Source organism: Streptomyces sp. NPDC002076 (genome assembly GCF_053593835.1).
Genome location: NZ_JBSFDI010000014.1, coordinates 1 through 21743, shown reverse-complemented (window position 1 = coordinate 21743; position 21743 = coordinate 1). Strand labels below are relative to the sequence as shown.

Here is a 21743-nt window from a genome sequence, read left to right as displayed (position 1 = left end):
GGTCAGAGGAAGGTCTGCCCCTCGCCCCGGTAGGTGGGCACGGTCGCTGTCACCTCGTCGCCCTCGACGAGGTGCAGCGCCTCGAACCGTTCGCACAACTCGCCCGCCTTGGCGTGCCGGAACCACACCCTGTCGCCGATGAGCAGATCGTCGGCGGGCGAGCCGAGCAGCGGGGTCTGCACCTCGCCGGGGCCCTCCTGGGGGTCGTACTTCAGGCCCTCGGGGAGGTACGGCACCGGCAGCCGGTCCGGGCCGGCGGCGCCGGAGGCCGGGTAGCCGCCGCCGAGCACGGTGACCACGCCGACTCCCGGGCGCCGTACGACGGGCTGGGCGAACAGGGCGGCCGGACGGCCGGTGAACGAGGTGTAGTTGTCGAAGAGCCGGGGCACGTACAGCCCCGAACCGGCCGCTATCTCGGTCACCGCGTCCTCGGCGGCGGTGTGCTGCACACTGCCCGTGCCGCCGCCGTTGACGAACTCCAGGTCCGGTACGACGGCCCGTACCGCGCGCACGACCGCGGCCCGCCGCTCGGCCAGCTCCCGGCGCGCCGCCGCCTGCATCAGCCGGATCGCCCGGGACCTCAGCGGCCGCCCGGCCACCGCGTCCCCGACGCCCGCGATGTGCCCCTCGTACGCCATGATCCCGACCAGCCGGAAGCCCGGGCGCTGGGCCACCGACCGGGCCAGGTCGGCGAGTTGGGCGGGGGAGCGCAGCGGAGAGCGCCGCGCCCCGACCCGGACCCGGCCGCCGAGCAGCTTCAGCGAGGTGTCCAGCTCCAGGCAGACTCGCACCACTTCTCGTCCGCCGTCGCGGGCGGCGTCGATGAGGTCGAGGTGCGCGGGATCGTCCACCATCACGGTCACCGCACCGGCGAGCTTGGGATCGGCGGCCAGTTCCGCGAAACCGCCGCGGTCGGCGGACGGATAGGCCAGCAGCACGTCGCCGAACCCGGAGCGGGCGAGCCACAGCGACTCGGCCAGGGTGAACGACATGATGCCCTGGAAGCCGTCCATCGCCAGGACGCGCTCCAGCAGGGCCCGGCAGCGAACCGACTTGCTGGCGACCCGGACCGGCTTGCCGGCGGCCCGGCGGACGAGATCGGCCGCGTTGGCATCGAAGGCGTCCAGGTCCACGATCGCGAGAGGGGCGTCGAGATGGGCGGTGGCCCGGTCGTAACGGGCCCGGTCGGCGGCGCGCGCAGTCATGACGGAAGCCTGCCAGACAGGATTACCGCAGGGTAGGGGGACGTTCCGGGCAGATGCCCCGGTGCTCCGGACTGGTTCTGGTTCCGGCCCGGACAACCCGTAGAGTGACGCGCACGTACGGCGGAACGCGCCCGGCCGCTTCACCTGAACCGGGATGCGGGTCCGGACGTACGGGTATGCGTGCCCGGGACGGAGCTTTGGCGCCGGGCGCGGCCGAGCAGCGCAGCGGCCCGCGTACGCGAGGACGGGCCCGGGCACGAGGAAACGGGGGGTGCATGAGCACGGAAGCGCGCCACGCCCCCATCCCGCCGCGCCCCGCGGTCCCGCCCCGCCCGTCCACCCCGCCGGACGACCCCGACGACGAGCCGTCGGTCTTCACCCCGCGCGCCACTCGCCCGGCTACCGGGGGCGCGGCAGGCGAGGAGGGCGCTTCTTCGGGGGCCGCCCCGGTCGAGGGCAGGCCGTCGGCCGGGGGCCATGTGCGTGAGGGCCGGTCTTCGGTGGGGTCAGCCGGAGGCGAAGGCCGGGTTTCGGGCGGGGGCTTCATGGGCGATGGCCGGTCCTTGGCGGGGACCACCAGAGGCGATGCCCGGGCGTCGGCGGCTGGGCTCACGGGCAGGGCCTCTGCTTCGGGCACAGGGGAGTCGGCCCGAGGGGCTGCGGGCACGGGCTCGCCTTCTGCCGCGGGCTCTGCGGGGAGCGGCTCCCGCTCCGCCGGGCCGTCCGCGGGCAACGGCGCGCCTGTTGTCGGGCGGCCTGCCGCCAGTGACTCGCGTTCCGTCGGGCGGCCTGCCGCCAGTGACTCGCGGCGCGCCGCCGACGGCTCGCCGTCCGGTGAGGCCGCGGCAGCAGAGGGCCGGCCGTTCCCCGAAGACCCTGGTCCAAGTGCCGGGCAAGGGCGTCGGCCCGTGGGGCCGCGTCCCGTCGTGCCCGCGGCCGGGGCACCGGTGAGCCCGCCTCCGCCGCCGGCCTCGGCCAGGTTCCCCGACGCGCCGCCGAGCACAGGGCGCGATGCGCACCGCCCCGGACGGGAGTCCCGGCGGCCGGGCGCCCCGGTCGAGACCCCCACGGAGACGACGGCCAGGCTCCGCCCGGTCACCGCGTCGGGGACGGCCCCGCGCCGCCCGGTCACCCCCTCGGAGACGACGGCCCGGCTCCGCCCGGTCACCGACGCCCCGAACGCGCCGCGCCCCGCCGCCGCGCCCGGCCGGTCCTCCGGCGGGTCGGGCGGAGAACGCCGTACCGCCTCCGCGTCCCCCTCCACGGTGTCCGCCGGGCGCCCGGAGACGGGCGCCTGGAGCCCCATGGCGCCGGCGTATCCCGTCGGCCCGCCACCGCCCGTGTCGTCGCCGGACCCGGCGCTGTCCTGGAGCTCTCCGGCCGCGCGGCCCGTCATGGCGGCCGGGGACAGCGAGCCGTTCGGCGGGCGGACATGGCACCGCATCGGCCCTCGTACCGCCGCCGCTGCCGCCTGTCTCGTGCTCGGTCTCGGGCTCATCGGCGGTGCCGTGACCGGGAGTTGGCTCACCGACGACGGCGGGGACGACGCCTCCGGCGACCACTTCGCCACCGCCGGGGCGCTCTGGCACGACATGCCCGTGGACCAGCTGTTCCCGCCCACCGTCCAGGGCACCGGCGCCGGACCCGGCGGCGCCGACCGCGCCTGGACCAGGATCGCCGTGGCCCCGGACACCGGCTGCGCGCACGCCTTCGACCCGCTGCTGGCCAAGGTGCTCGCCCCGGTCGGCTGCCGGCGCCTGCTGCGCGCCACCTACACCGACGCCACCCAGAGCTATGTCACCACCGTCGGCCTGCTGTTCACCAAGGCCGACCCGGCCGGCATGTCCGCGCTCGCCCACCAGTTCCGCGCCGAGCGCCTGGACCGGCGTGCCGACCTGATGCCCCGGCCGTACGCGGCCAAGGGCACCGCCGCGGCCGGCTTCGGCGACAAGCAGCGGGCCTCCTGGACCATCTCCGTCCTCACGGACGCCCCCGTCGTCGCCTACGCCGTCTCCGGCTGGGCCGACGGCCGCAGCGCCGACGTGCCCCAGCCCGCCGCCGACGCCGTCAGCGCCGGCGCCACCACCGCACCGGCCCAGGCCGGACTCGGCAACGAGGCCCAGGGCCTGGCCGACCGCATCGAACGGCGCCTGCGCCAGAGCATCGGCACGGCCACGGAGAAACCTTCATGAGGCGATCGAGGCAGTCGATACGCGGCCGCCACCGTGTGGAACCCGCCGGCGCGGCGCTGAGCCTGCTGCTCGCCGGCGCCCTCGCCCTGGCGCCGGCCACCACGGCCCACGCCGACGGCATCCGCGCCCAGCAGTGGGGCCTGTCCGCGCTGCACCTGGACGAGGCCTGGCGGACCACCAAGGGCCGGGGCGTCACCGTCGCCGTCCTGGACACCGGCGTCGAGGCCGACCATCCGGACCTCGCCGGCAACGTCCTGCCCGCCAAGGACATGATCGGCTTCGGGGCCAGGCAGGGCGACCGCGACTGGGCCCGGCACGGCACCGCCATGGCCGGCATCATCGCCGGGCACGGCCACGGCCCCGGCGACGGCGCCGGTGTCATGGGCGTCGCTCCGGAGGCGAAGATCCTGCCCGTGCGGGTGATCCTGGAGGACGGCGACCCCGCCCGCGCCAAGGCCCGTACCAGCCGCGGCAACGCCCTTGCCGAGGGCATCCGCTGGGCCGCCGACCACGGCGCCGACGTCATCAACCTCTCCCTCGGTGACGACTCGAACTCCGCGCACCCCGAGCCCAGCGAGGACGAGGCCGTGCAGTACGCCCTGAAGAAAGGCGTGGTGGTCGTCGCCTCCGCGGGCAACGGCGGGGACAAGGGCGACCATGTCTCCTACCCGGCCGCCTACCCGGGCGTCATAGCCGCGACCGCGGTGGACCGCTACGGCACCCGCGCCTCCTTCTCGACCCGCCGCTGGTACGCCGCGGTCAGCGCGCCCGGCGTGGACGTGGTGATCGCCGACCCCGACCACAAGTACTACGAGGGCTGGGGAACCTCGGCCGCCTCCGCCTTCGTCTCCGGCGCCGCGGCCCTGGTCAAGGCCGCCCACCCCGAACTGACCCCGGCCCAGATCAAGAAGCTCCTGGAGGACACGGCCCGGGACGCGCCGGTCGGCGGCCGGGACGACTCCCGGGGCTTCGGCATGATCGACCCGGCGGCGGCACTGCGGGCTGCCGAGCGGCTCCGGCCGCAGAGCCTGCGCGCGGTGTCGTACGGGAAGAAGTACTTCGGCACAGGTCCGGACGCCCCCAGGGCCACGTCCTCGACCGCCGACTGGGCGGGCCCCCTGGCGGGCGGTACCGGCGGGGTCCTGCTGGTGGCGGGCGTGGTGCTGTGGCGGGGGCGCAGGCAGCGGCTCTGAGGCGCACCCCGATCACTTGGCACCGGGAGCCGGATCACTCACCGGCGAACGCCGACACCGCCGCCTTCGCCGCCGCCTCCACCAGCGTGATGCCCTTCGCCTGTGTCCGCGTGCCCTTCGACAGCACCGCCACCAGATAGTCGGTGCCGTCCACCGTGATCCGTCCGATGCTGTTGACGTCCCACAGCCCCGTCGTGCTGCGCGCCAGCCAACCGTTCTTCAACGCCGAGGAGTTGCCCTCCGCGGCGGCCGACACCCCCCACCGCTGGTCCGCCTCGACCGACTTCATCAGCTCCTGCACATAGGTCCGGGAGGCCGCGCTCAGCCTGGAGTCCTCGCCGAACACCTGCTGGAGCAGGACGAGTTGGTCCGCAGCCGTGGTCTGCGTCAGCCCCCACAGCTCACCCTCGCCGCCAAAGGTCGCGGTCAGCCCGAAGCGCTTGTTCGCCGCGTCCAGGCCGTCCGCTCGCCCGATGGTGTGCCACAGCACCGTGGCGGAGGCGTTGTCGCTGTTCTCGATCATCTTCGTGGCGTACGCCTGCTCGGCCGCCGTCAGCCGCCGGCCCGCGTCCTGCGCCTGGAGCAGCAGCGCGGCCAGGATGTCGACCTTCACGATGCTCGCCGTGTCGAAGGCCGCGTCGCCGTACGCGGCGCTCTCCCCGGAGTCCACCGCCAGCACCGCCGCCGACACCTGCGCGCCCGACGGCACACTCACCGCCGTCAGCGCCTTGCCCAGCAGCGCTTTCCGGTCCACCGCCGGCTCCGTCACGGGCTCCACCGAGGCCTCCTCGCCCGCCCCGGCCGAGGAGGAGGCCGAGGGCGTCGCCGCCGACGATACGGCCGCCGTGCCCGGATGCGCCCGCGCCTTCACATAGGCCGTGCCGCCGGCCGTCACCCCGCCCACGGCGACTGCGGCGAGAGCGGTGTACAGAAGGGGACGGCACCGGGACGGGCGCGCACGACGGCGGCGGGCTCTGGGGGACTCCATGGCCGCGATGCTCGGGCCGGCGACTGTGCACCGCGTTGGACGGACATGAGACGGGGCTCAGGGAAGGCTGAGAGCCCTGTGAAGGCTCCCGTGCAGCGGTCCGGCGAGGTGCCTATAGGGTCGGTGACCGTGGCGAACAAGAACATTCCCGACCCCGGCTTCTCCGACGACGACGGCTCCGCCGACCCCCGGCTGAGTGCCGCGCTCGCCGCCTGGGCCGAGGACCGCGGCGCCCTCGGGCCCGTCCTGGAGGCGCTCAAGGGCGCCCGCCTGCTGGTCCCGGTGGTCGCCGTGCTGGGCGAGGCCGAGGTGGATGAGAACGGGCTGCGTCGCGAGAAGACCAGCGACATGGCCGTACCCACCCTGAAGGCCGGCGACCGCACCGCCCTGCCCGCCTTCACCTCCACCGACTCCCTCGCCCGCTGGGATCCCGCGGCCCGCCCGGTCGCCGTACCCCTGCACCAAGCGCTCCAGGCCGCCGCCCACGAGAAGGCCGACACGGTCGTGCTGGACCTCGCGGGGCCCGTGCCCTTCGAGCTGACCGGCCCGGCGCTGCTCGCCCTCGCCGAGGGCCGCACCAGCACCGACCCGCTCGCCGACCCGGCCGTCGTCGAGGCCGTCCGTACGGCCGTGGCGGCGGAGCCCGCCGTGCTGCGCGCCCACCTCGGGCCGGGGCAGGCCGACGGCACCCTTGCCCTGGTCCTCGACCCGGCCGCCCCGCCCGCCGAGGCCGCTCGCGCGGTCGCCGAGCGGCTCGCCGCCGACGAAACGCTGAGGGCCCGCCTGGTGCGCGGCCTCGACCTGGCACTGCTGCCGGCCGGGACCACGCCTCCGGGCGAGCCCCTGTACGTACGCGGGTAGTAGAGCTACGGCCCTCGGTCAGCCGTAGACCGGGCCGGTGTACTTCTCGCCCGGCCCCTGGCCCGGCTCGTCCGGGACGATCGACGCCTCGCGGAACGCCAGCTGCAGCGACTTCAGACCGTCGCGCAGCGGCGCCGCGTGGAAGGAGCTGATCTCGGTCGTGCTCGCGTCCAGCAGGCCGGCGAGCGCGGTGATCAGCTTGCGGGCCTCGTCCAGGTCCTTGTGCTTCTCGCCCTCCTCGCTCAGCCCGAGCTTCACGGCGGCGGCGCTCATCAGGTTGACGGCGACCGTCACGATCACCTCGACGGCGGGGACCTCGGCGATATCGCGGGTCATCGCGTCGAAGTCGGGGTTCTCAGGAGGGGTCTCACTCATGCCCCACACGATAAGCGGTGCGCCGGAGCGCCCCGGGAGAGCCCTGGCGGAGACCGTGGGTGTGCTTCGATTAGCCCTTCCCCGTCGGTGCTGCTAACCTTTTGTAACGACCGGCTGGACAGCAGTGCGTGCCCAGCCCACAAGTGGAGGCTCCGATCTCCCACCTGACCGTCCCTCGGGACGGCGGGTCACCCGGTCAGGCGGCCACCATCGTTCCGTACGGACGATGGAGTCGCCCGAAAGTGCGCCCCGCGGTCACCGCGGCGGTGCTCCGGTAGTCATTGGAGCCCCGCCTGTGATCGTCCGGGGCATTTTTTGTGCTTCGGCGCGGTTAGGTCTAACGAACAGACATACGCGGCTGTCCGCCAGACCGCCGTGTGGTGCTACCGAGGAGGATCCATCAGCGCCGAGCCCCGCATCAACGACCGGATTCGCGTTCCCGAGGTGCGACTTGTCGGTCCCAGTGGCGAGCAGGTGGGCATTGTCCCGCTCGCGAAGGCACTGGAGCTTGCGCAGGAGTACGACCTGGACCTGGTCGAGGTCGCGGCGAACGCCCGTCCGCCCGTGTGCAAGCTCATGGACTACGGGAAGTTCAAGTACGAGTCGGCCATGAAGGCCCGTGAGGCGCGCAAGAACCAGGCGCACACGGTCATCAAGGAGATGAAGCTCCGGCCGAAGATCGACCCGCACGACTATGACACCAAGAAGGGTCACGTCGTACGGTTCCTCAAGCAGGGCGACAAGGTCAAGATCACGATCATGTTCCGTGGTCGCGAGCAGTCCCGTCCCGAGCTGGGCTACCGACTGCTGCAGCGCCTCGCGGAGGACGTCCAGGACCTCGGTTTCGTCGAGTCGAACCCGAAGCAGGACGGCCGCAACATGATCATGGTCCTCGGTCCGCACAAGAAGAAGACCGAGGCCATGGCCGAGGCCCGACAGGCGCAGGAAGCCCGCAAGGCGGAGGCGAAGGCCAACCCCGGTCGTTCGCAGAACCCTGCCGAGGCTGAGGCGTCCGCCGAGGAGCCCGCCGAGGCGTGATCCCCGGGGGACCCCAGGTCCCCGAGGATGTAACCGACAGAAGAGAGCGACGCTCCACCGTGCCCGGTTTCGCGACCGGGCACCGGAGCGCCACCGACGAGGAGATAACGGCGCTATGCCGAAGAACAAGTCGCACAGCGGTGCCAGCAAGCGCTTCAAGATCACCGGCTCCGGCAAGGTGCTCCGCGAGCGCGCCGGCAAGCGCCACCTGCTCGAGCACAAGTCGTCCCGCGTCACGCGTCGCCTCACCGGCAACGCCGAGATGGCCCCGGGCGACGCCGCGAAGATCAAGAAGCTTCTCGGCAAGTGACACGACGGCGCCGACTGAGCGCCGTGCGTCTGGACCGGGACCGAATCGTTTCCGGGTCGTGTGAGGACCACCACGACCCCGCTACAAGGAGTTAACAAGTGGCACGCGTCAAGCGGGCAGTCAACGCCCACAAGAAGCGCCGGGCGATCCTCGAGCAGGCCTCCGGCTACCGCGGTCAGCGTTCGCGTCTGTACCGCAAGGCCAAGGAGCAGGTCACCCACTCGCTGGTCTACAACTACAACGACCGCAAGAAGCGCAAGGGCGACTTCCGTCAGCTGTGGATCCAGCGCATCAACGCCGCTGCCCGCGCCAACGGCATCACCTACAACCGCTTCATCCAGGGTCTGAAGGCCGCGAACGTCGAGGTCGACCGCAAGATCCTGGCCGAGCTGGCCGTGAACGACGCGGGCGCCTTCGCCGCTCTCGTCGAGGTCGCGCAGAAGGCGCTGCCGTCGGACGTCAACGCGCCCAAGGCCGCGTGACGCTGCGCCGGCTTTGAGCCGACGCTCACTGGACCCGCAGGCTTTACGGCTTGCGGGTCCTGTTGTTGGCGTCCGTAAGGTGCTCGTTCGGCTGCGGGCGCGTCCGTGGTCGCTCGCGCAGTTCCCCGCGCCCCTGTTCGTGGCGCCGAGACCCGCCGGCGCCACGAACAGATGAATTTCCCGAAGGTGAAGAAGAGGATGACGCCCGCTCCCGAGCTGATCTCCCCCCGGTCCGCCCGTGTCTCCGCCGCCCGGCGGCTCGCCAAGCGGAACTTCCGGGGCAAGGACCGGCTGTTCCTCGCGGAGGGGCCGCAGGCCGTTCGGGAGGCGGCCGGGCATCGGGTCGGCGGCGCGCCCACCCTCGTCGAGCTGTTCGCCACCGTGGAGGCCGCGGAGCGGTACGCCGACATCATCGGGGCCGCGCGGGACACCGGTGCCCGGGTGCACCTTGCCTCCGAAGAGGTCATCGCCGACATCTCCACGACCGTGACCCCGCAGGGGCTCGTCGGCGTGTGCCGGTTCCTCGACACGCCCTTCGAGGAGATCCTCGCCGCCCGGCCGAAGCTGGTCGCCGTGCTCGCGCATGTGCGGGATCCCGGGAACGCCGGGACCGTGCTGCGGTGCGCCGACGCCGCCGGCGCCGAGGCGGTGGTGCTCACCGACGCCTCCGTCGACCTGTACAACCCCAAGGCCGTACGCGCCTCGGTGGGATCCCATTTCCACCTGCCCGTCGCCGTCGGGGTGCCGGTGGAGCGGGCCGTCGCCGGGCTGAAGGACGCCGGGGTGCGCATTCTCGCCGCCGACGGGGCCGGGGACCGTGACCTCGACGAGGAGCTGGACAGGGGCACCATGGGCGGGGCCACCGCCTGGGTGTTTGGCAACGAGGCCTGGGGCCTGCCGGAGGAGACCCGCGCGCTCGCGGACGCCGTGGTGCGCGTACCGATCCACGGAAGGGCCGAGAGCCTGAACCTCGCCACGGCCGCCGCCGTATGTCTCTACGCGTCGGCTCGTGCACAGCGCGCCTCCGGAGGGTGCCGCTCCGTCACCCAGAGCTAGTAGGGTGACCAGCTCGGGGCCCTGCGCCGTCTGAGAGGTGGGGTACGGGGATGAGTGTGGCCGGCACGAGCACCACGCCGGAGGGACGGGACGCGCGACGTACACCCGCGCCCCGGCACGGTGACCACGACGGCTACGCCCTCGACCCCGACCAGCTGCCCGACGGCCTCGTCGTCGCCGACGAGCACGGCCGGGTCGTCTGCTTCAACGCCGCCGCCGCACGGATCACCGCCGTACGCGCCGCCGACGCCCTCGGCCGGCCGCTGGAGCAGGCGCTGCCGCTGGAGGATCTGGAGGGCCGCCGCTGGTGGCAGCTCACCGATCCCTACGGAGGCCTCGCGATCCGGATGCGGCAGCCGGAGCGCAATCTGCTGCTGCCCGGCGGCCGGGAGGTGCTGGTCTCCGCCCGGTATGTGCGGGAGCGGCCCCTGGGGCCCGTCCAGCGGGTCGTCGTCTCGCTGCGGGACACCGAGGCCCGCCGCCGTACCGAGCGCAGCCACGCCGAGCTGATAGCGACGGTCGCCCATGAACTGCGCTCGCCCCTCACCTCCGTGAAGGGCTTCACCGCGACCCTCCTCGCCAAGTGGGAACGCTTCACCGACGACCAGAAGCGGCTGATGCTGGAGACCGTCGACGCCGACGCCGACCGGGTCACCCGGCTCATCGCCGAGCTGCTCGACATCTCACGGATCGACTCCGGGCGGCTGGAGGTGCGCCGGCAGCCCGTCGACATCGGGGCCGCCGTCTCCCGGCACATCCAGGCCTACGTCGCCGCCGGCCAGCCCGCCGACCGCTTCCTGCTCCGCATCGAACAGCCGCTGCCCGGTCTGTGGGCCGACCCCGACAAGATCGACCAGGTGCTCAGCAACCTCATCGAAAATGCCGTGCGGCACGGCGAGGGAACCGTCACCATGGATGTGACGCCCTGCGCATCCCCGCGCGAGGGCGAGGAAACCGGCACGTCGGTCACGGTGAGCGACGAGGGTCCCGGCATCCCGGAGGAGTCCATGAACCGCGTCTTCACCCGCTTCTGGCGGGGCAGCAAGCGCGGTGGCACCGGCCTCGGGCTGTACATCGTCAAGGGCATCGTCGAGGCCCACGGCGGCACCATCACGGTCGGCCGCGCCCCCGGCGGCGGCGCCGAGTTCCGATTTACGTTGCCCGTGGCCGCGCCGGCGTATCTCGCCTAGCGGCCCACGGGCCATTCGTCTATCTCCACCCCGTTAGACTCGGCCTTTGGCACCTTTGTGTCCTTCACGCGGCCCTCGCGAGTCGGTGACGGGGACCATCCGCCAGCTAATCGGAAGCACGGGAAGAGATGTCGGCACCCAATAAGTCGTACGACCCTGTCGAGGTCGAGGCGTTGAAACCGGAAGAGATCGAGCGCATGCGGGACGAGGCGCTCGCCGCCTTCGCCGCCGCGGACTCCCTCGACGCGCTCCACGAGGCCAAGGTCGCCCACACCGGCCCCGCCTCCCCGCTGGCCCTCGCCAACCGCGAGATCGGCGCCCTGCCCCCGCACGCCAAGGCCGAGGCCGGCAAGCGCGTCGGCATGGCCCGCGGCGCCGTGAACAAGGCCCTCGCCGCCCGCCAGACCGAGCTGGAGGCCGAGCGGGACGCTCGCGTGCTGGTCGAGGAGGACGTCGACGTCACGCTGCCGTACGACCGCGTCCCGGCCGGCGCCCGCCACCCGCTCACCACGCTCTCGGAGCGCATCGAGGACATCTTCGTGGCCATGGGCTACGAGGTCGCCGAGGGCCCGCAGGTCGAGGCGGAGTGGTTCAACTTCGACGCCCTGAACATCGGCCCGGACCACCCGGCCCGCGGCGAGGCGGACACCTTCTTCGTGCAGGGCCCGGACGGCGGCACCGAGTCCGGTGTGGTGCTGCGCACCCACACCTCGCCCGTGCAGATCCGCTCCCTGCTCGACCGTGAGCTGCCGGTGTACGTGATCTGCCCCGGCGTCGTCTACCGCACCGACGAGCTGGACGCCACCCACACCCCGGTGTTCCGCCAGGTCGAGCTGCTCGCCGTGGACGAGGGCCTGACCATGGCCGACCTCAAGGGCACCCTGGACCACATGGTCCAGACGCTGTTCGGCGAGGGCATGAAGACCCGGCTGCGGCCGAACTTCTTCCCCTTCACCGAGCCGAGCGCCGAGATGGACATGCTCTGCTACGTCTGCAAGGGCGAGTCCGTCGGCAACCCCGACCGGCCCTGCCGCACCTGCTCCAGCGAGGGCTGGATCGAGCTGGGCGGCTGCGGCATGGTCAACCCGCGGGTGCTCACCGCCTGCGGCGTCGACCCGGAGAAGTACAGCGGCTTCGCCTTCGGGTTCGGCATCGAGCGGATGCTGATGTTCCGCCACAACGTCGAAGACATGCGAGACATGGTCGAGGGTGACGTCCGGTTCACCCGGCCGTTCGGGATGGAGATCTGATGCGGGTCCCGCTTTCTTGGCTGCGGGAGTACGTCGACCTGCCGGCCACCGAGACCGGCCGCGACGTCCAGGCCAAGCTCATTTCGGCCGGCCTGGAGGTCGAGACCGTCGAACAGCTCGGCGCCGACCTCACCGGCCCGCTCGTCGTCGGCCAGGTGCTGACGATCGAGGAGCTGACGGAGTTCAAGAAGCCGATCCGCTTCTGCACCGTCGACGTCGCCCAGGCCAACGGCACCGGCGAGCCGCAGGAGATCATCTGCGGTGCCCGCAACTTCGCCGTCGGCGACAAGGTCGTCGTGGCCCTGCCCGGCGCCGTGCTGCCCGGCGACTTCCGGATCGCCGAGCGCAAGACCTACGGCCGGGTGTCCCGCGGCATGATCTGCTCCAGCGACGAGCTGAACATGGGCGACGACGGCACCCACGGCATCATCGTGCTGCCGCCGGAGACCGAGGTCGGCAAGGACGCCGTCGAGCTGCTGGAGCTGGTCGACGAGGTGCTGGACATCGCCGTCACCGCCAACCGCGGCGACTGCCTGTCCATCCGCGGTGTCGCCCGCGAGGCCGCCATCGCCTACGGCCTGCCGCTGCGCGACCCGGCCCTGATCGACGTACCGGCCCCGAACGCCTACGGCTACCCGGTCCAGGTCTCCGACCCCCACGGCTGCGACCGCTTCACCGCCCGCACCGTGACCGGCCTGCGCCCCGAGGCCCGCTCCCCGATCTGGCTGCAGCGCCGGCTGCAGAAGGTCGGCATGCGCCCGATCTCGCTCGCCGTCGACGTCACGAACTACGTGATGATGGAGCTGGGCCAGCCGCTGCACGCCTACGACCGGTCCCTGGTCCAGGGCACCATCGGCGTGCGCCGCGCGCAGGAGGGCGAGAAGCTCGTCACCCTCGACGGCGTCGAGCGCAAGCTGCACGCCGAGGACCTGGTCATCACCGACGACCGCGGCCCCATCGGCCTCGCGGGTGTGATGGGCGGCGCCAACACCGAGATCGCCGACCACGAGGTCACCGAGGACGGCGTGAACGGCACCACCGACGTGGTCATCGAGGCGGCCCACTTCGACGCCGTCGCGATCGCCCGGACGTCCCGCCGCCAGAAGCTGCTGTCCGAGGCCTCCCGCCGCTTCGAGCGCGGCGTCGACCCGCAGGCCGCCGCGGCCGCCGCGCAGCGCACCGTGGACCTGCTGGTGCTGCTCGCGGGCGGTACGGCCGAGGCCGGCGTCACCGAGATCGTCGCGCCCCCCGCGCCGCACACCATCACCATCCCGGCCGACCACCCGGACAAGGTCGCGGGTGTCGTCTACGGCCGTGAGACGGTCGTCCGCCGCCTCCAGGAGGTCGGCTGCGACGTCTACGGGCAGGACGAGCTGATCGTCACCGTCCCGTCCTGGCGGCCCGACCTGGTCGACGCTAACGACCTCGCCGAGGAGGTCATCCGCCTGGAGGGCTACGAGAACCTGCCCTCCACGCTGCCCAAGCTCCCCTCCGGCCGTGGCCTGACCCACCGCCAGCGGCTGCACCGCCGGGTCGGCCGCGCGCTGGCCGGCGCGGGCTATGTCGAGGCGCCGAACTACCCCTTCGTCGCCGAGCAGGTCTTCGACCAGCTCGGCCTGGAGGCCGGCGACCCGGCCCGCCGTGTCGTCAAGCTGGTCAACCCGCTCAGCGACGAGGAGCCCGCGCTGCGTACGACGCTGCTGCCGGGCCTGCTCGGTGCCCTGCGGCGCAACGACGGCCGGGGCTCGCACGACCTGGCGCTGTTCGAGACCGGGCTGGTGTTCCACCCCCGTGAGGACCAGCGGGTCGCCACGCACCTGCCCGTCGACCGGCGTCCCACCGACGAGGAGATCGCCGCGCTGAACGCCGCGCTGCCCGAGCAGCCGCGGCATGTGGCCGTCGTCCTCACCGGCGCTCGCGAGCAGGCCGGCTGGTGGGGCAAGGGCCGCCCGGCGAACTGGGCGGACGCGCTGGAGGCCGGACGCGCCGTGGCGCGGGAAGCCGGTGCCGAGCTGGTCGTCCGCAAGGGTCAGTACGGCCCCTGGCACCCCGGCCGCTGTGCCGAGCTGGTGGTCGTCGCCGACGGCGCGGAGCGGGTCGTCGGCCACGCGGGCGAGCTGCACCCGCGGGTCCTGAAGGCCCTGGGGCTGCCCGAGCGCACCTGTGCGATGGAGCTGAACCTGGACGCCCTGGAGGCGGTGGGCGACGGCGCCCCGCAGGCGCCGAGCATCTCCACGTTCCCGGTCGCCACGCAGGATGTCGCCCTCGTGGTCGACAGGCCCATCCCCTCCGGCGAGGTCGAGGCGGCGCTGCGCGAGGGTGCGGGTGAACTCCTTGAGTCCATCCGGCTGTTCGACGTGTACGAGAACGCGGAGCAGCTGGGCGAGGGGAAGAAGTCTCTCGCGTACGCGCTGCGGTTCCGGGCCGGTGACCGGACGCTGACGGTGGACGAGGCGTCGGCGGCTCGGGATGCGGCGGTTGCCCTCGCGGGCGAGCGCACGGGGGCTGTCCTCAGGGGCTAGTCGCCGTAGGGCGCTGTTGTTGTCGGCCGGCTGCGGGTCTTCCGTGGCCGGTCGCGTCCGTTCGGGGCGCTACCCGGCCGGGACGAGCTGCTGGATGCCCTCCTGCGCGAGCGCCTCCGCGTGCTGGTTGCCGAGCCTCCGGGCCAGTTCGAGGGCCTCGCGGTGGAGTCGCAGCGCCTCTTCCGGAAGGCCCGCGAGGCGGCAGGTCTCGGCGTAGCCGTTGAGGAAATGGATCTTCCAGTGTTCCTCGAACAGCTCGTCCAGGAGCGCGAAGGCTTCCCGGTGGCTGGCCAGTGCCTCCTCGTACCGGCCCGTCTGGCGCAGCGCCACGCCCCTGCAGTTGAGGCACCACGCCTGGTTGTTCAGGTGTCCGTCCTCGCGGGCCAGTGTCAGGGCCCGGTCCAGTTGCTCCACCGCCTCGTCCGGGTCCTCCCGGGCGACGGCCAGGCCGAGCGTGATCCGGGCCGTCAGGCCGGGCGACCATGCGGGGTCGGTGGGCCGCAGGCTCAGCAGCTCGCGGGCCCGCTGGGCCGCCTCCTCACGGTGTCCCAGCTGGAGCATCGTCCAGGCCTCCGACGCGGCCGCGTGGGCCGCTCCCGTCGGGCAGCCGGCCTGCTCGTAGAGCTTCCGCGCCAGCCGGAACAGTTCCAGCGGCTCCTCGACCCGCCCCGCGTCCCAGCTCAAGTAGCCGCGGCGGACGGCCAGTTCGGCCTGCGCCCGGGCGTCGCCCGACCGGGACAGCCGGCGTCCGGCCGCCTCGTACGCGGCGGCGGCCTCGGCCATCCGGCCCGCGTTGTAGCGCGCGTAGCCCAGATCGCTGTGGGCCTCGGCCAGTTGCACCGGATCGTCCAGGCGCTCGGCGGCGGCCAGCGACCGCTCGAAGAGCACGTTGAGATGTGTCGTGCCGCAGCGCCGGGCGAAGTAGGCGCGCAGGAAGCGCGGCAGCTCGCACACATGCGCGTCGGCCCCGACGGCGGCCGCCGTCTCGAAGGCCGCGATCAGGTTCGCGTACTCCGTGACGTACCAGCCGAAGGCCGCGTTCTTGTCCCTGAACTGCGGCAGCTCGGCCGGGCGGTGTCCGGCGGAGGGTGCCCGGCCGGGTGACAGGAACGGCATCGCGGCGTCGGCGGCGGCCGCCGCGTGCACGTAGTAGTCGAGCACCCGGCCCAGGGCCCGCTCCCGGTCGGCCGCCGAGTCCTGCTCCGCCGCGGCCCGTCGCGCGTGCTGGTGGACCAGGTCGTGCAGCCGGTAGCGGCCGACCGTCGGCTGCTGGACCAGGTGCGCGTCGAGCAGGTCCTCCAGCATCGCCCGGGCGCTGTGCAGCGGCACGTCCGCGAGGGCCGCCACCACGTACTCGTCGAACGAGTCCCCGGGCAGCACGCCCAGCAGCCGGAAGAGACGGGCCTGGGACCGGTTCAGCTGGCGTACCGACATCGCGAACGCCGCGTTGAACGCGGCGTCGAACTCGCCCGCGCCCTGTGCCATCCGTTCGGCGAGGACGCCCACGGTCCAGCCCGGCCGGTGCCGCAGCCGCGCCCCGGCCAGCCGCAGCGCGAGCGGCAGATGGCCGCACAGGCGCAGCACCTCGGCCGCAGAGCCGGGATCGCGGGCCAGTCTGCCGTCGGGCCCGGCGGGGTCGCCGCTGGCCCGGGCCAGCAACCGGGCGCTCTCCTCGGGGCTGAGCACGTCGAGCGAGACCGGGGGCACCTCGTCCAGTCCGAGGAGCCGGTTGCGGCTCGTGATCAGGGCGACGGAGGGCCCGGCACCGGGCAGCAGCGGGCGCACCTGTTCGGCGTCGGCGGCGTTGTCGAGGACCACGACGACCCGCCGGCCGGCCAGTTCCGAACGCCAGCAGGCGGCCAGTTGCTCGAGGCCCTCCCGCGGAACCTTCTCCGACGGGACGTCGAGTGCGCCGAGCAGCATCCGCAGCGCGGCGTCGGGGCCCAGCGGCGGCCGGCCCTCGGTGAATCCGTGCAGGTCCACGTAGAGCTGCGCGTCCGGGAAGTCGGCGGCGAGCCGGTGCGCGGCGTGCACCGCAAGACAGGTCTTGCCGACGCCCGCCATGCCGTCGACGGAGACCGCCCGATGGCTCGCGACGGCGGCCAGCACGGCGGCGAGTTGCTCCGCACGCCCGGTGAAGTCGGGCACGTCGCGCGGCAGATCGTTGCGGACCGGCGGGCGGCCCTGGCGGGTGCTCTTCGGAGGCGCGGGCAAGGGGTTCGAGGCCCGTTCCCACACCGGACGCAAGGGGCGGGGGTCGCGCTTGACGAGCCGGCAGAGGGCCACCACAGCGGGCCAGGGCGGCACGGTCTGCCCGTTGAGGTAGCGGGAGAGCGACGAGGAGCTGAGGCCCGTGTCCCGGGCGAGGGCCCGTACCCCCAGCCCGGACAGCTCCTGGAGCAGGCGCAGCCGGGCCGCAAGTTCCTCCTGCGGGTCGGTCGTCGTCCGTGCGTGCGCGTCCACTGTCCCCCCGGCTCTCCGTCCCGTTCGGGCTGAAGTCTTCCCAGCCAACTCGCCGCTGGTCAAGGCCGTTTCAGCTGTCCCACGGTGTCCCATCGGCATGGCCGCGGCAGGCCGCTGCGGCTGTGATGGAGGCACGCCCCGACGACAAGGGCCACCGAACACAAGACAACCAGTGGAGGAGCGGACCGAGATGCAGTCCCGTATGCAGAACCCCGCCGTCGTCCTGTCCGACGCGATGCAGCCCGTCCAGCAGCTCTTCAAGGCCGTGCACTCCGGCGGAGTGGACGCGCAGACGCTGGAGCTGGTGCATCTGCGGGTCAGCCAGATCAACGGGTGCAGCGCCTGTGTCGACGCCGGCGCCAGGACGGCCCGCAAGGCCGGAGTGAGCGACGAGCGGCTGGCCACGGTCGCCGCCTGGCGGGAGGCCCCGTACTTCACCGACGAGGAGCGGGCGGCCCTCGCGCTGGCCGAGGCCGCGACGCGGCTCGCCGACCGTCCCGATGCGGTGAGCGACGAGGTCTGGGACACGGCCGCCACCTACTACGACGAGAAGCAGCTGGCCGCGCTCGTCCTGATGATCGGTGTCACCAACCTGTTCAACCGGCTCAACGCCACCACCCGCCAGATCGCCGGCGCCTGGGGCTGACCCCCACCGCCCCGCCCCACCATCCGCACCCGCCCTCCCCGCAACCGAAGGAGACCCGCTGTGAACGCCACGCAGAAGACCGCCCGGAGCACCGCCGCCACGTCCGAGGGATTCACGGACGAGGAGCGAGCGGCGATGAAGGAGCGGGCCAAGGAGGTCAAGGCGGCCGCGCGCGGCGGATCGCGCGCCGCCAAGACGGCGCAGGACGAGGCCGCCGTGCTCGCCAGGATCGCGGAGATGCGGGACTCGGACCGGCACATGGCCGAACGGCTCCACGCCGTCGTCCGGGCCGCAGCGCCGGAGCTCGCCCCGAAGCTCTGGTACGGGATGCCCGCGTACGCCCTGGACGGCAAGGTCGTCTGCTTCTTCCAGAGCGCGGAGAAGTTCAGGTCGCGCTATGCCACTTTCGGCTTCAGCGACCGGGCGAACCTCGACGAGGGCACGATGTGGCCGGCCTCCTACGCCCTGACGGAGCTGTCCGCCGCCGACGAGGCGAGGATCGGCGAACTCGTGCGGAAGGCCGTCGGCTGAGGGGCCGGGGGAGGGGTTCACCCCTGCGGCGAGCTGCATAAATGCGGGTTGACCGACGCGGGCTCACTCGTTCGGGTGGGAACTGTCGACGATCTGGCTTCTCGGGCCATGCCCTCGACAGAATCGGACCGGCCTTTCGGGGTCGGTCCGTCCGCTCTTTCAGGGCCCACATGGGGGACCAGAGGCATGATCCGCATCAAGGCACGGGCGCCCACCGCGCGGGGAGCGGTACTGCCCACGGTCTGGGGAACTGTGGCGGTCGCCTACAAGTTCGGCTGCCCGCTGGCCCAGCAGAACGGGCTCGGCGCGCGCATCGTCACCAGCGCCGTCTTCTTCGCCGTCGGCACAGGGCTCATCGCCCATGTCCGCCGCGCGCTGCTGCGCGAGCTGCGGCAGGTCCGCCGGGTGGCGCGGGCCGCGCAGAGCGTCGTACTGCGGCCCCTGCCGCCACGCCTCGACGGGCTGCACATCGCCGCTGCGCAGCTGTCCGCGGACCGGGGCGCGAGCGTCGGCGGCGACCTGTACGAGGCGATCGCCACCGAGCACGGGGTGCGGGTGGTGATGGGCGACGTACGCGGGCACGGACTGGCCGCGCTCGGCACGGTCGCCGCGGTCCTCGGCAGCTTCCGTGAGGCCGCCCACGACGAGCCCGAACTCGGCGGCGTCCTCGGCCGGCTGGACCGGGCCCTCGCCCGGCACCTGCGCGAACGCGCCCGCGCCGAACACCCCGCGAACGGCGGCCAGGACCCCGACCACCCGGTCGCCGAGGAGTTCGTCACCGTCCTGCTCCTGGAGATCGAGCGCGACGGCCGGCTGCGCGCCCTCAACTGCGGTCACCCGTGGCCCTATCTGCTCAGCGGCACGAGAGTCGAGACGCTGACGCGCGTCGACCCGCTTCCGCCGCTGGGTCCGTTCCCGCTTCCGGTCGAGTTGGAGGCCGAGTCCTGCGGTCATCTGGTTCCAGGTGAGTCCCTGGTTCTCTTCACGGACGGAGTGGAGGACGCGCGGGACAGCCGGGGCCGGTTCTTCTCGCTGCCGGACACGCTGAGCGGCCTCGTACGGGGTCATTCCGTCTCTCCTCAGACGGTCCTGCGCACCGTTTTCACGGCGCTCCTGCACCACACGAGCGGCAGACCCACGGACGACATGGCACTACTGGTCCTACGGAACGATCGAACGCGGGGCGAGCCTTCCTGCCCAGGGTTGCGGCACCCAAGTAGTCGGCCCGGCCAAGCCACCGCTTTTCGAGGGGGAGCCGGCGGCTTGGCCGGCACCTAAGTCAATCGGTACGGCACGCTGAGCGACAGTGCGTGTACAGCGCGGATGCACGTGTTCCGTTCACACCCCGTGTGAAGGCGAGCGCACTACGCTGAACGGCACCAGGCCACTCGGGGGGCATCCCATGCAGCCCAACACTCTGCTCGACGCGATCCTGGACGAGGCGGGGATCTCGCACGCCGGTCTCGCCGCCCACGTCAACCAGGCGGGCCGGAGACGCGGCCTCGCGCTCCGGTACGAACACACCGCCGTGGCGCGGTGGTTGAAGGGCCAGCGGCCGCGCGGCCAGGTCCCCGACCTGATCTGCGAGGTGCTCGCCACCCGCCTGCGCCGCCCCGTCACCCTCGACGACATCGGCCTGGGCGTGCCCGGCGAGCCCAGCACTCCGCACGCCGGCTCGCTGAACGGCTTCGTGGAGCGGGCGACGGCCCTGTGGCGCTCCGACGAACAGCAGCGGCCGCATGTGCTGGGCGCCCCCGCCGTCACCGGGACCCCGGCCGTGATGCCGGTGTGGGAGTGGGAGAACCCGCCCGAGGACGTCGATGTCTCCCGCGGCGGACGGCACCGGGTCACGGCGGCCGACATCGAGATGCTGCGCGCCGCGCGGACGCACTACGAGCAGATGTACCGCAAGGCCGGCGGCATCGCCACCCGCACCCGGATCGTCGGCTTCCTCAACGCCGAGGCGGCGCCGCTGCTGCGGGGCAGCTACACCGACGCCACCGGACGCCAACTGCACCGCGCCACCGGCGGGTTGGTGGCGATCGCGGGCATCTGCGCGTACGACTCCGACGCCCACGGTCTCGCCCAGCGCTACTTCCACCAGGCGCTGCGGCTGGCAAAGGCCAGCGGCGACCGGGGACTTGGCGCATACGTCATAGCGCTGCTGGTCAACCAGTCGCTGTTCATGCGGGAGTACCGGCAGGCCGTCGCCTTCGCCGAGGCCGCGCTGCGGGCCGCCGGCAAGCACATCACGCCGGCGCTCGCCTCCGACCTGTACGCGATGCAGGCCAAGGCGTACGCCCACCTCGGCGACTCCGCGGGGGCCCTGTCCTGCATCCGGCGCGCCGAGGCGGCGGCCGAGCGGATCCGGCGTGGCCACGAGCCCGACGAGACCGGCTATGTCCAGCCGGGCCTGGTCAATGTGCAGGTGGCCGAGGCGCTGCTGAGTCTGGGCGAGCTGTCCGCCGCCCGGGAGCACGCGGCGGCGGCCGTCGACAACCCGGCACACGACCGGGGACGGGTGCACCGGCTTGCCATGCTCAGCACCATCGAGCTGCGCCAGGGCAACGCCGACAAGGCGGTGGCCGCCGCCGTGCAGATGGCCGAGCAGGCCCGCGGAATGGAGTCCCAGCGGCTGCGCGACAGACTGCGCGCGGTGCGCGAACACCTGGTGCGCTGTGGCTCGGCCGGCACCGCCGAAGCCGCCGAACTCATCGACGGGGCACTGCGCGTACCGCTGTAGGCCCCCTGTAGGTGCACAGTCCCTGCTGCGATATTGCCACTTACTCGGCGGAAGGTGGCAGAACCGTGCAGTGGACGAAGCAGAACGAACAAACCGTGTATGCAAACCGCTGGTTCAGCGTCAATCTCGCAGATGTCGAGCTGCCGGACGGCCGGCACCTGGACCACTTCCTGATCCGGCTGCGGCCGGTGGCCGTGGCCACCGTGGTCAACGAGGCCAACGAGGTGCTGCTGCTGTGGCGGCACCGCTTCATCACCGACAGCTGGGGCTGGGAGCTGGCCGCGGGTGTCGTCGAGGACGGCGAGGACATAGCGAGCGCGGCCGCCAGGGAACTGGAGGAGGAGACCGGTTGGCGGCCGGGGCCCCTGCACCACCTGATGAGCGTGGAGCCGTCCAACGGCCTCACCGACGCCCGGCACCACATCTACTGGTCCGACCGGGGTGAGTACATCGGGCATCCCGTGGACGACTTCGAGTCGGACCGCCGGGAATGGGTCCCCCTCAAACTCGTCCCCGACCTGATCGCCCGTGGGGAGGTCCCGGCCGCCAACATGGCGGCCGCGTTACTCCTGCTGCACCACCTCAGGCTCGCCGAGGGCTAGATCCTGTCGTCGAACTCCCGCCGTCCGCCCGGAGGGCGGGCCTCGCGCCCGCCGCGGAGCGGCTGATGTATGCAGTAGGTGCGTGCTCTGGGGGTC

General features: G+C 72.8%; 19 protein-coding genes. 15 read left to right on the top strand and 4 right to left on the bottom strand.

The window, feature by feature from the left end:
* Positions 1–2 precede the first annotated feature (2 nt).
* A complete protein-coding gene (locus ACWCQS_RS27505) occupies positions 3–1205 on the bottom strand; it encodes an amino acid deaminase/aldolase (RefSeq protein WP_451006935.1) in 1203 nt (400 codons plus the stop codon).
* Between the two features lie 908 nt (positions 1206–2113).
* Here ACWCQS_RS27505 and ACWCQS_RS27500 point away from each other — a divergent pair.
* Positions 2114–3397 (top strand): hypothetical protein, encoded by a 1284-nt coding sequence (locus ACWCQS_RS27500; protein WP_451006934.1) that lies wholly within the window; start codon positions 2114–2116, stop codon positions 3395–3397.
* The gene (gene mycP / locus ACWCQS_RS27495; RefSeq protein WP_451006933.1) at positions 3394–4590 is read left to right on the top strand and encodes a type VII secretion-associated serine protease mycosin; all 1197 of its coding nucleotides are present in this window, start codon (positions 3394–3396) and stop codon (positions 4588–4590) included. Before ACWCQS_RS27500 ends, mycP begins: the two co-directional genes overlap by 4 nt.
* Before the next feature lie 34 nt (positions 4591–4624).
* Here the strand turns inward: mycP and ACWCQS_RS27490 are convergent, their stop codons facing one another.
* A complete protein-coding gene (locus ACWCQS_RS27490; RefSeq protein ID WP_451006932.1) occupies positions 4625–5578 on the bottom strand; it encodes a serine hydrolase in 954 nt (317 codons plus the stop codon).
* A 129-nt stretch (positions 5579–5707) separates the two neighbouring features.
* Between ACWCQS_RS27490 and ACWCQS_RS27485 the strand changes: the two genes are divergently transcribed.
* Positions 5708–6439, top strand: a complete 732-nt coding sequence (locus ACWCQS_RS27485) for an SseB family protein (RefSeq protein ID WP_451006931.1) — start codon at positions 5708–5710, stop codon at positions 6437–6439.
* An 18-nt stretch (positions 6440–6457) separates the two neighbouring features.
* Here the strand turns inward: ACWCQS_RS27485 and ACWCQS_RS27480 are convergent, their stop codons facing one another.
* The gene (locus ACWCQS_RS27480; RefSeq protein ID WP_361250467.1) at positions 6458–6814 is read right to left on the bottom strand and encodes a DUF1844 domain-containing protein; all 357 of its coding nucleotides are present in this window, start codon (positions 6812–6814) and stop codon (positions 6458–6460) included.
* Positions 6815–7189: 375 nt separating this feature from the next.
* Between ACWCQS_RS27480 and infC the strand changes: the two genes are divergently transcribed.
* From infC to pheT, 7 genes are all read left to right on the top strand, one after another.
* Positions 7190–7852, top strand: a complete 663-nt coding sequence (infC, locus tag ACWCQS_RS27475) for a translation initiation factor IF-3 (RefSeq protein ID WP_078630469.1) — start codon at positions 7190–7192, stop codon at positions 7850–7852.
* Between the two features lie 115 nt (positions 7853–7967).
* Positions 7968–8162 carry a 50S ribosomal protein L35 gene (rpmI, locus tag ACWCQS_RS27470; protein ID WP_003977225.1) on the top strand — a complete coding sequence of 65 codons (195 nt, stop codon included), beginning with the start codon at positions 7968–7970 and terminating at the stop codon, positions 8160–8162.
* Positions 8163–8260: 98 nt separating this feature from the next.
* Positions 8261–8644, top strand: a complete 384-nt coding sequence (rplT, locus tag ACWCQS_RS27465) for a 50S ribosomal protein L20 (protein WP_004002577.1) — start codon at positions 8261–8263, stop codon at positions 8642–8644.
* A gap of 198 nt (positions 8645–8842) precedes the next feature.
* Positions 8843–9700, top strand: a complete 858-nt coding sequence (locus ACWCQS_RS27460; protein ID WP_451006930.1) for a TrmH family RNA methyltransferase — start codon at positions 8843–8845, stop codon at positions 9698–9700.
* Between the two features lie 50 nt (positions 9701–9750).
* Entirely contained in the window at positions 9751–10890 is a 1140-nt protein-coding gene (locus tag ACWCQS_RS27455; protein ID WP_451006929.1) for an ATP-binding protein, read from the top strand.
* Positions 10891–11018: 128 nt separating this feature from the next.
* Complete coding sequence (gene pheS, locus ACWCQS_RS27450) at positions 11019–12140, top strand: phenylalanine--tRNA ligase subunit alpha (RefSeq protein WP_451006928.1); 1122 nt, start codon at positions 11019–11021, stop codon at positions 12138–12140.
* Positions 12140–14662 (top strand): phenylalanine--tRNA ligase subunit beta, encoded by a 2523-nt coding sequence (gene pheT, locus ACWCQS_RS27445; protein ID WP_451006927.1) that lies wholly within the window; start codon positions 12140–12142, stop codon positions 14660–14662. The genes pheS and pheT overlap by 1 nt, the downstream gene beginning before the upstream one ends.
* A gap of 69 nt (positions 14663–14731) precedes the next feature.
* Here the strand turns inward: pheT and ACWCQS_RS27440 are convergent, their stop codons facing one another.
* Positions 14732–17125: an ATP-binding protein gene (locus tag ACWCQS_RS27440; RefSeq protein WP_451006926.1), complete on the bottom strand. Its 2394-nt coding sequence runs from the start codon at positions 17123–17125 to the stop codon at positions 14732–14734.
* A gap of 190 nt (positions 17126–17315) precedes the next feature.
* Between ACWCQS_RS27440 and ACWCQS_RS27435 the strand changes: the two genes are divergently transcribed.
* The 5 genes from ACWCQS_RS27435 (at position 17316) to ACWCQS_RS27415 (ending at position 21647) form a co-directional block, all read left to right on the top strand.
* A complete protein-coding gene (locus ACWCQS_RS27435; protein ID WP_451006925.1) occupies positions 17316–17771 on the top strand; it encodes a carboxymuconolactone decarboxylase family protein in 456 nt (151 codons plus the stop codon).
* A 135-nt stretch (positions 17772–17906) separates the two neighbouring features.
* Positions 17907–18302 (top strand): iron chaperone, encoded by a 396-nt coding sequence (locus ACWCQS_RS27430; RefSeq protein ID WP_451007116.1) that lies wholly within the window; start codon positions 17907–17909, stop codon positions 18300–18302.
* A gap of 186 nt (positions 18303–18488) precedes the next feature.
* Complete coding sequence (locus ACWCQS_RS27425; protein ID WP_451006924.1) at positions 18489–19580, top strand: PP2C family protein-serine/threonine phosphatase; 1092 nt, start codon at positions 18489–18491, stop codon at positions 19578–19580.
* A 124-nt stretch (positions 19581–19704) separates the two neighbouring features.
* Positions 19705–21045: a transcriptional regulator gene (locus ACWCQS_RS27420; protein ID WP_450982458.1), complete on the top strand. Its 1341-nt coding sequence runs from the start codon at positions 19705–19707 to the stop codon at positions 21043–21045.
* A gap of 65 nt (positions 21046–21110) precedes the next feature.
* A complete protein-coding gene (locus ACWCQS_RS27415; RefSeq protein ID WP_228618736.1) occupies positions 21111–21647 on the top strand; it encodes an NUDIX hydrolase in 537 nt (178 codons plus the stop codon).
* The last annotated feature ends 96 nt before the right edge of the window (positions 21648–21743 follow it).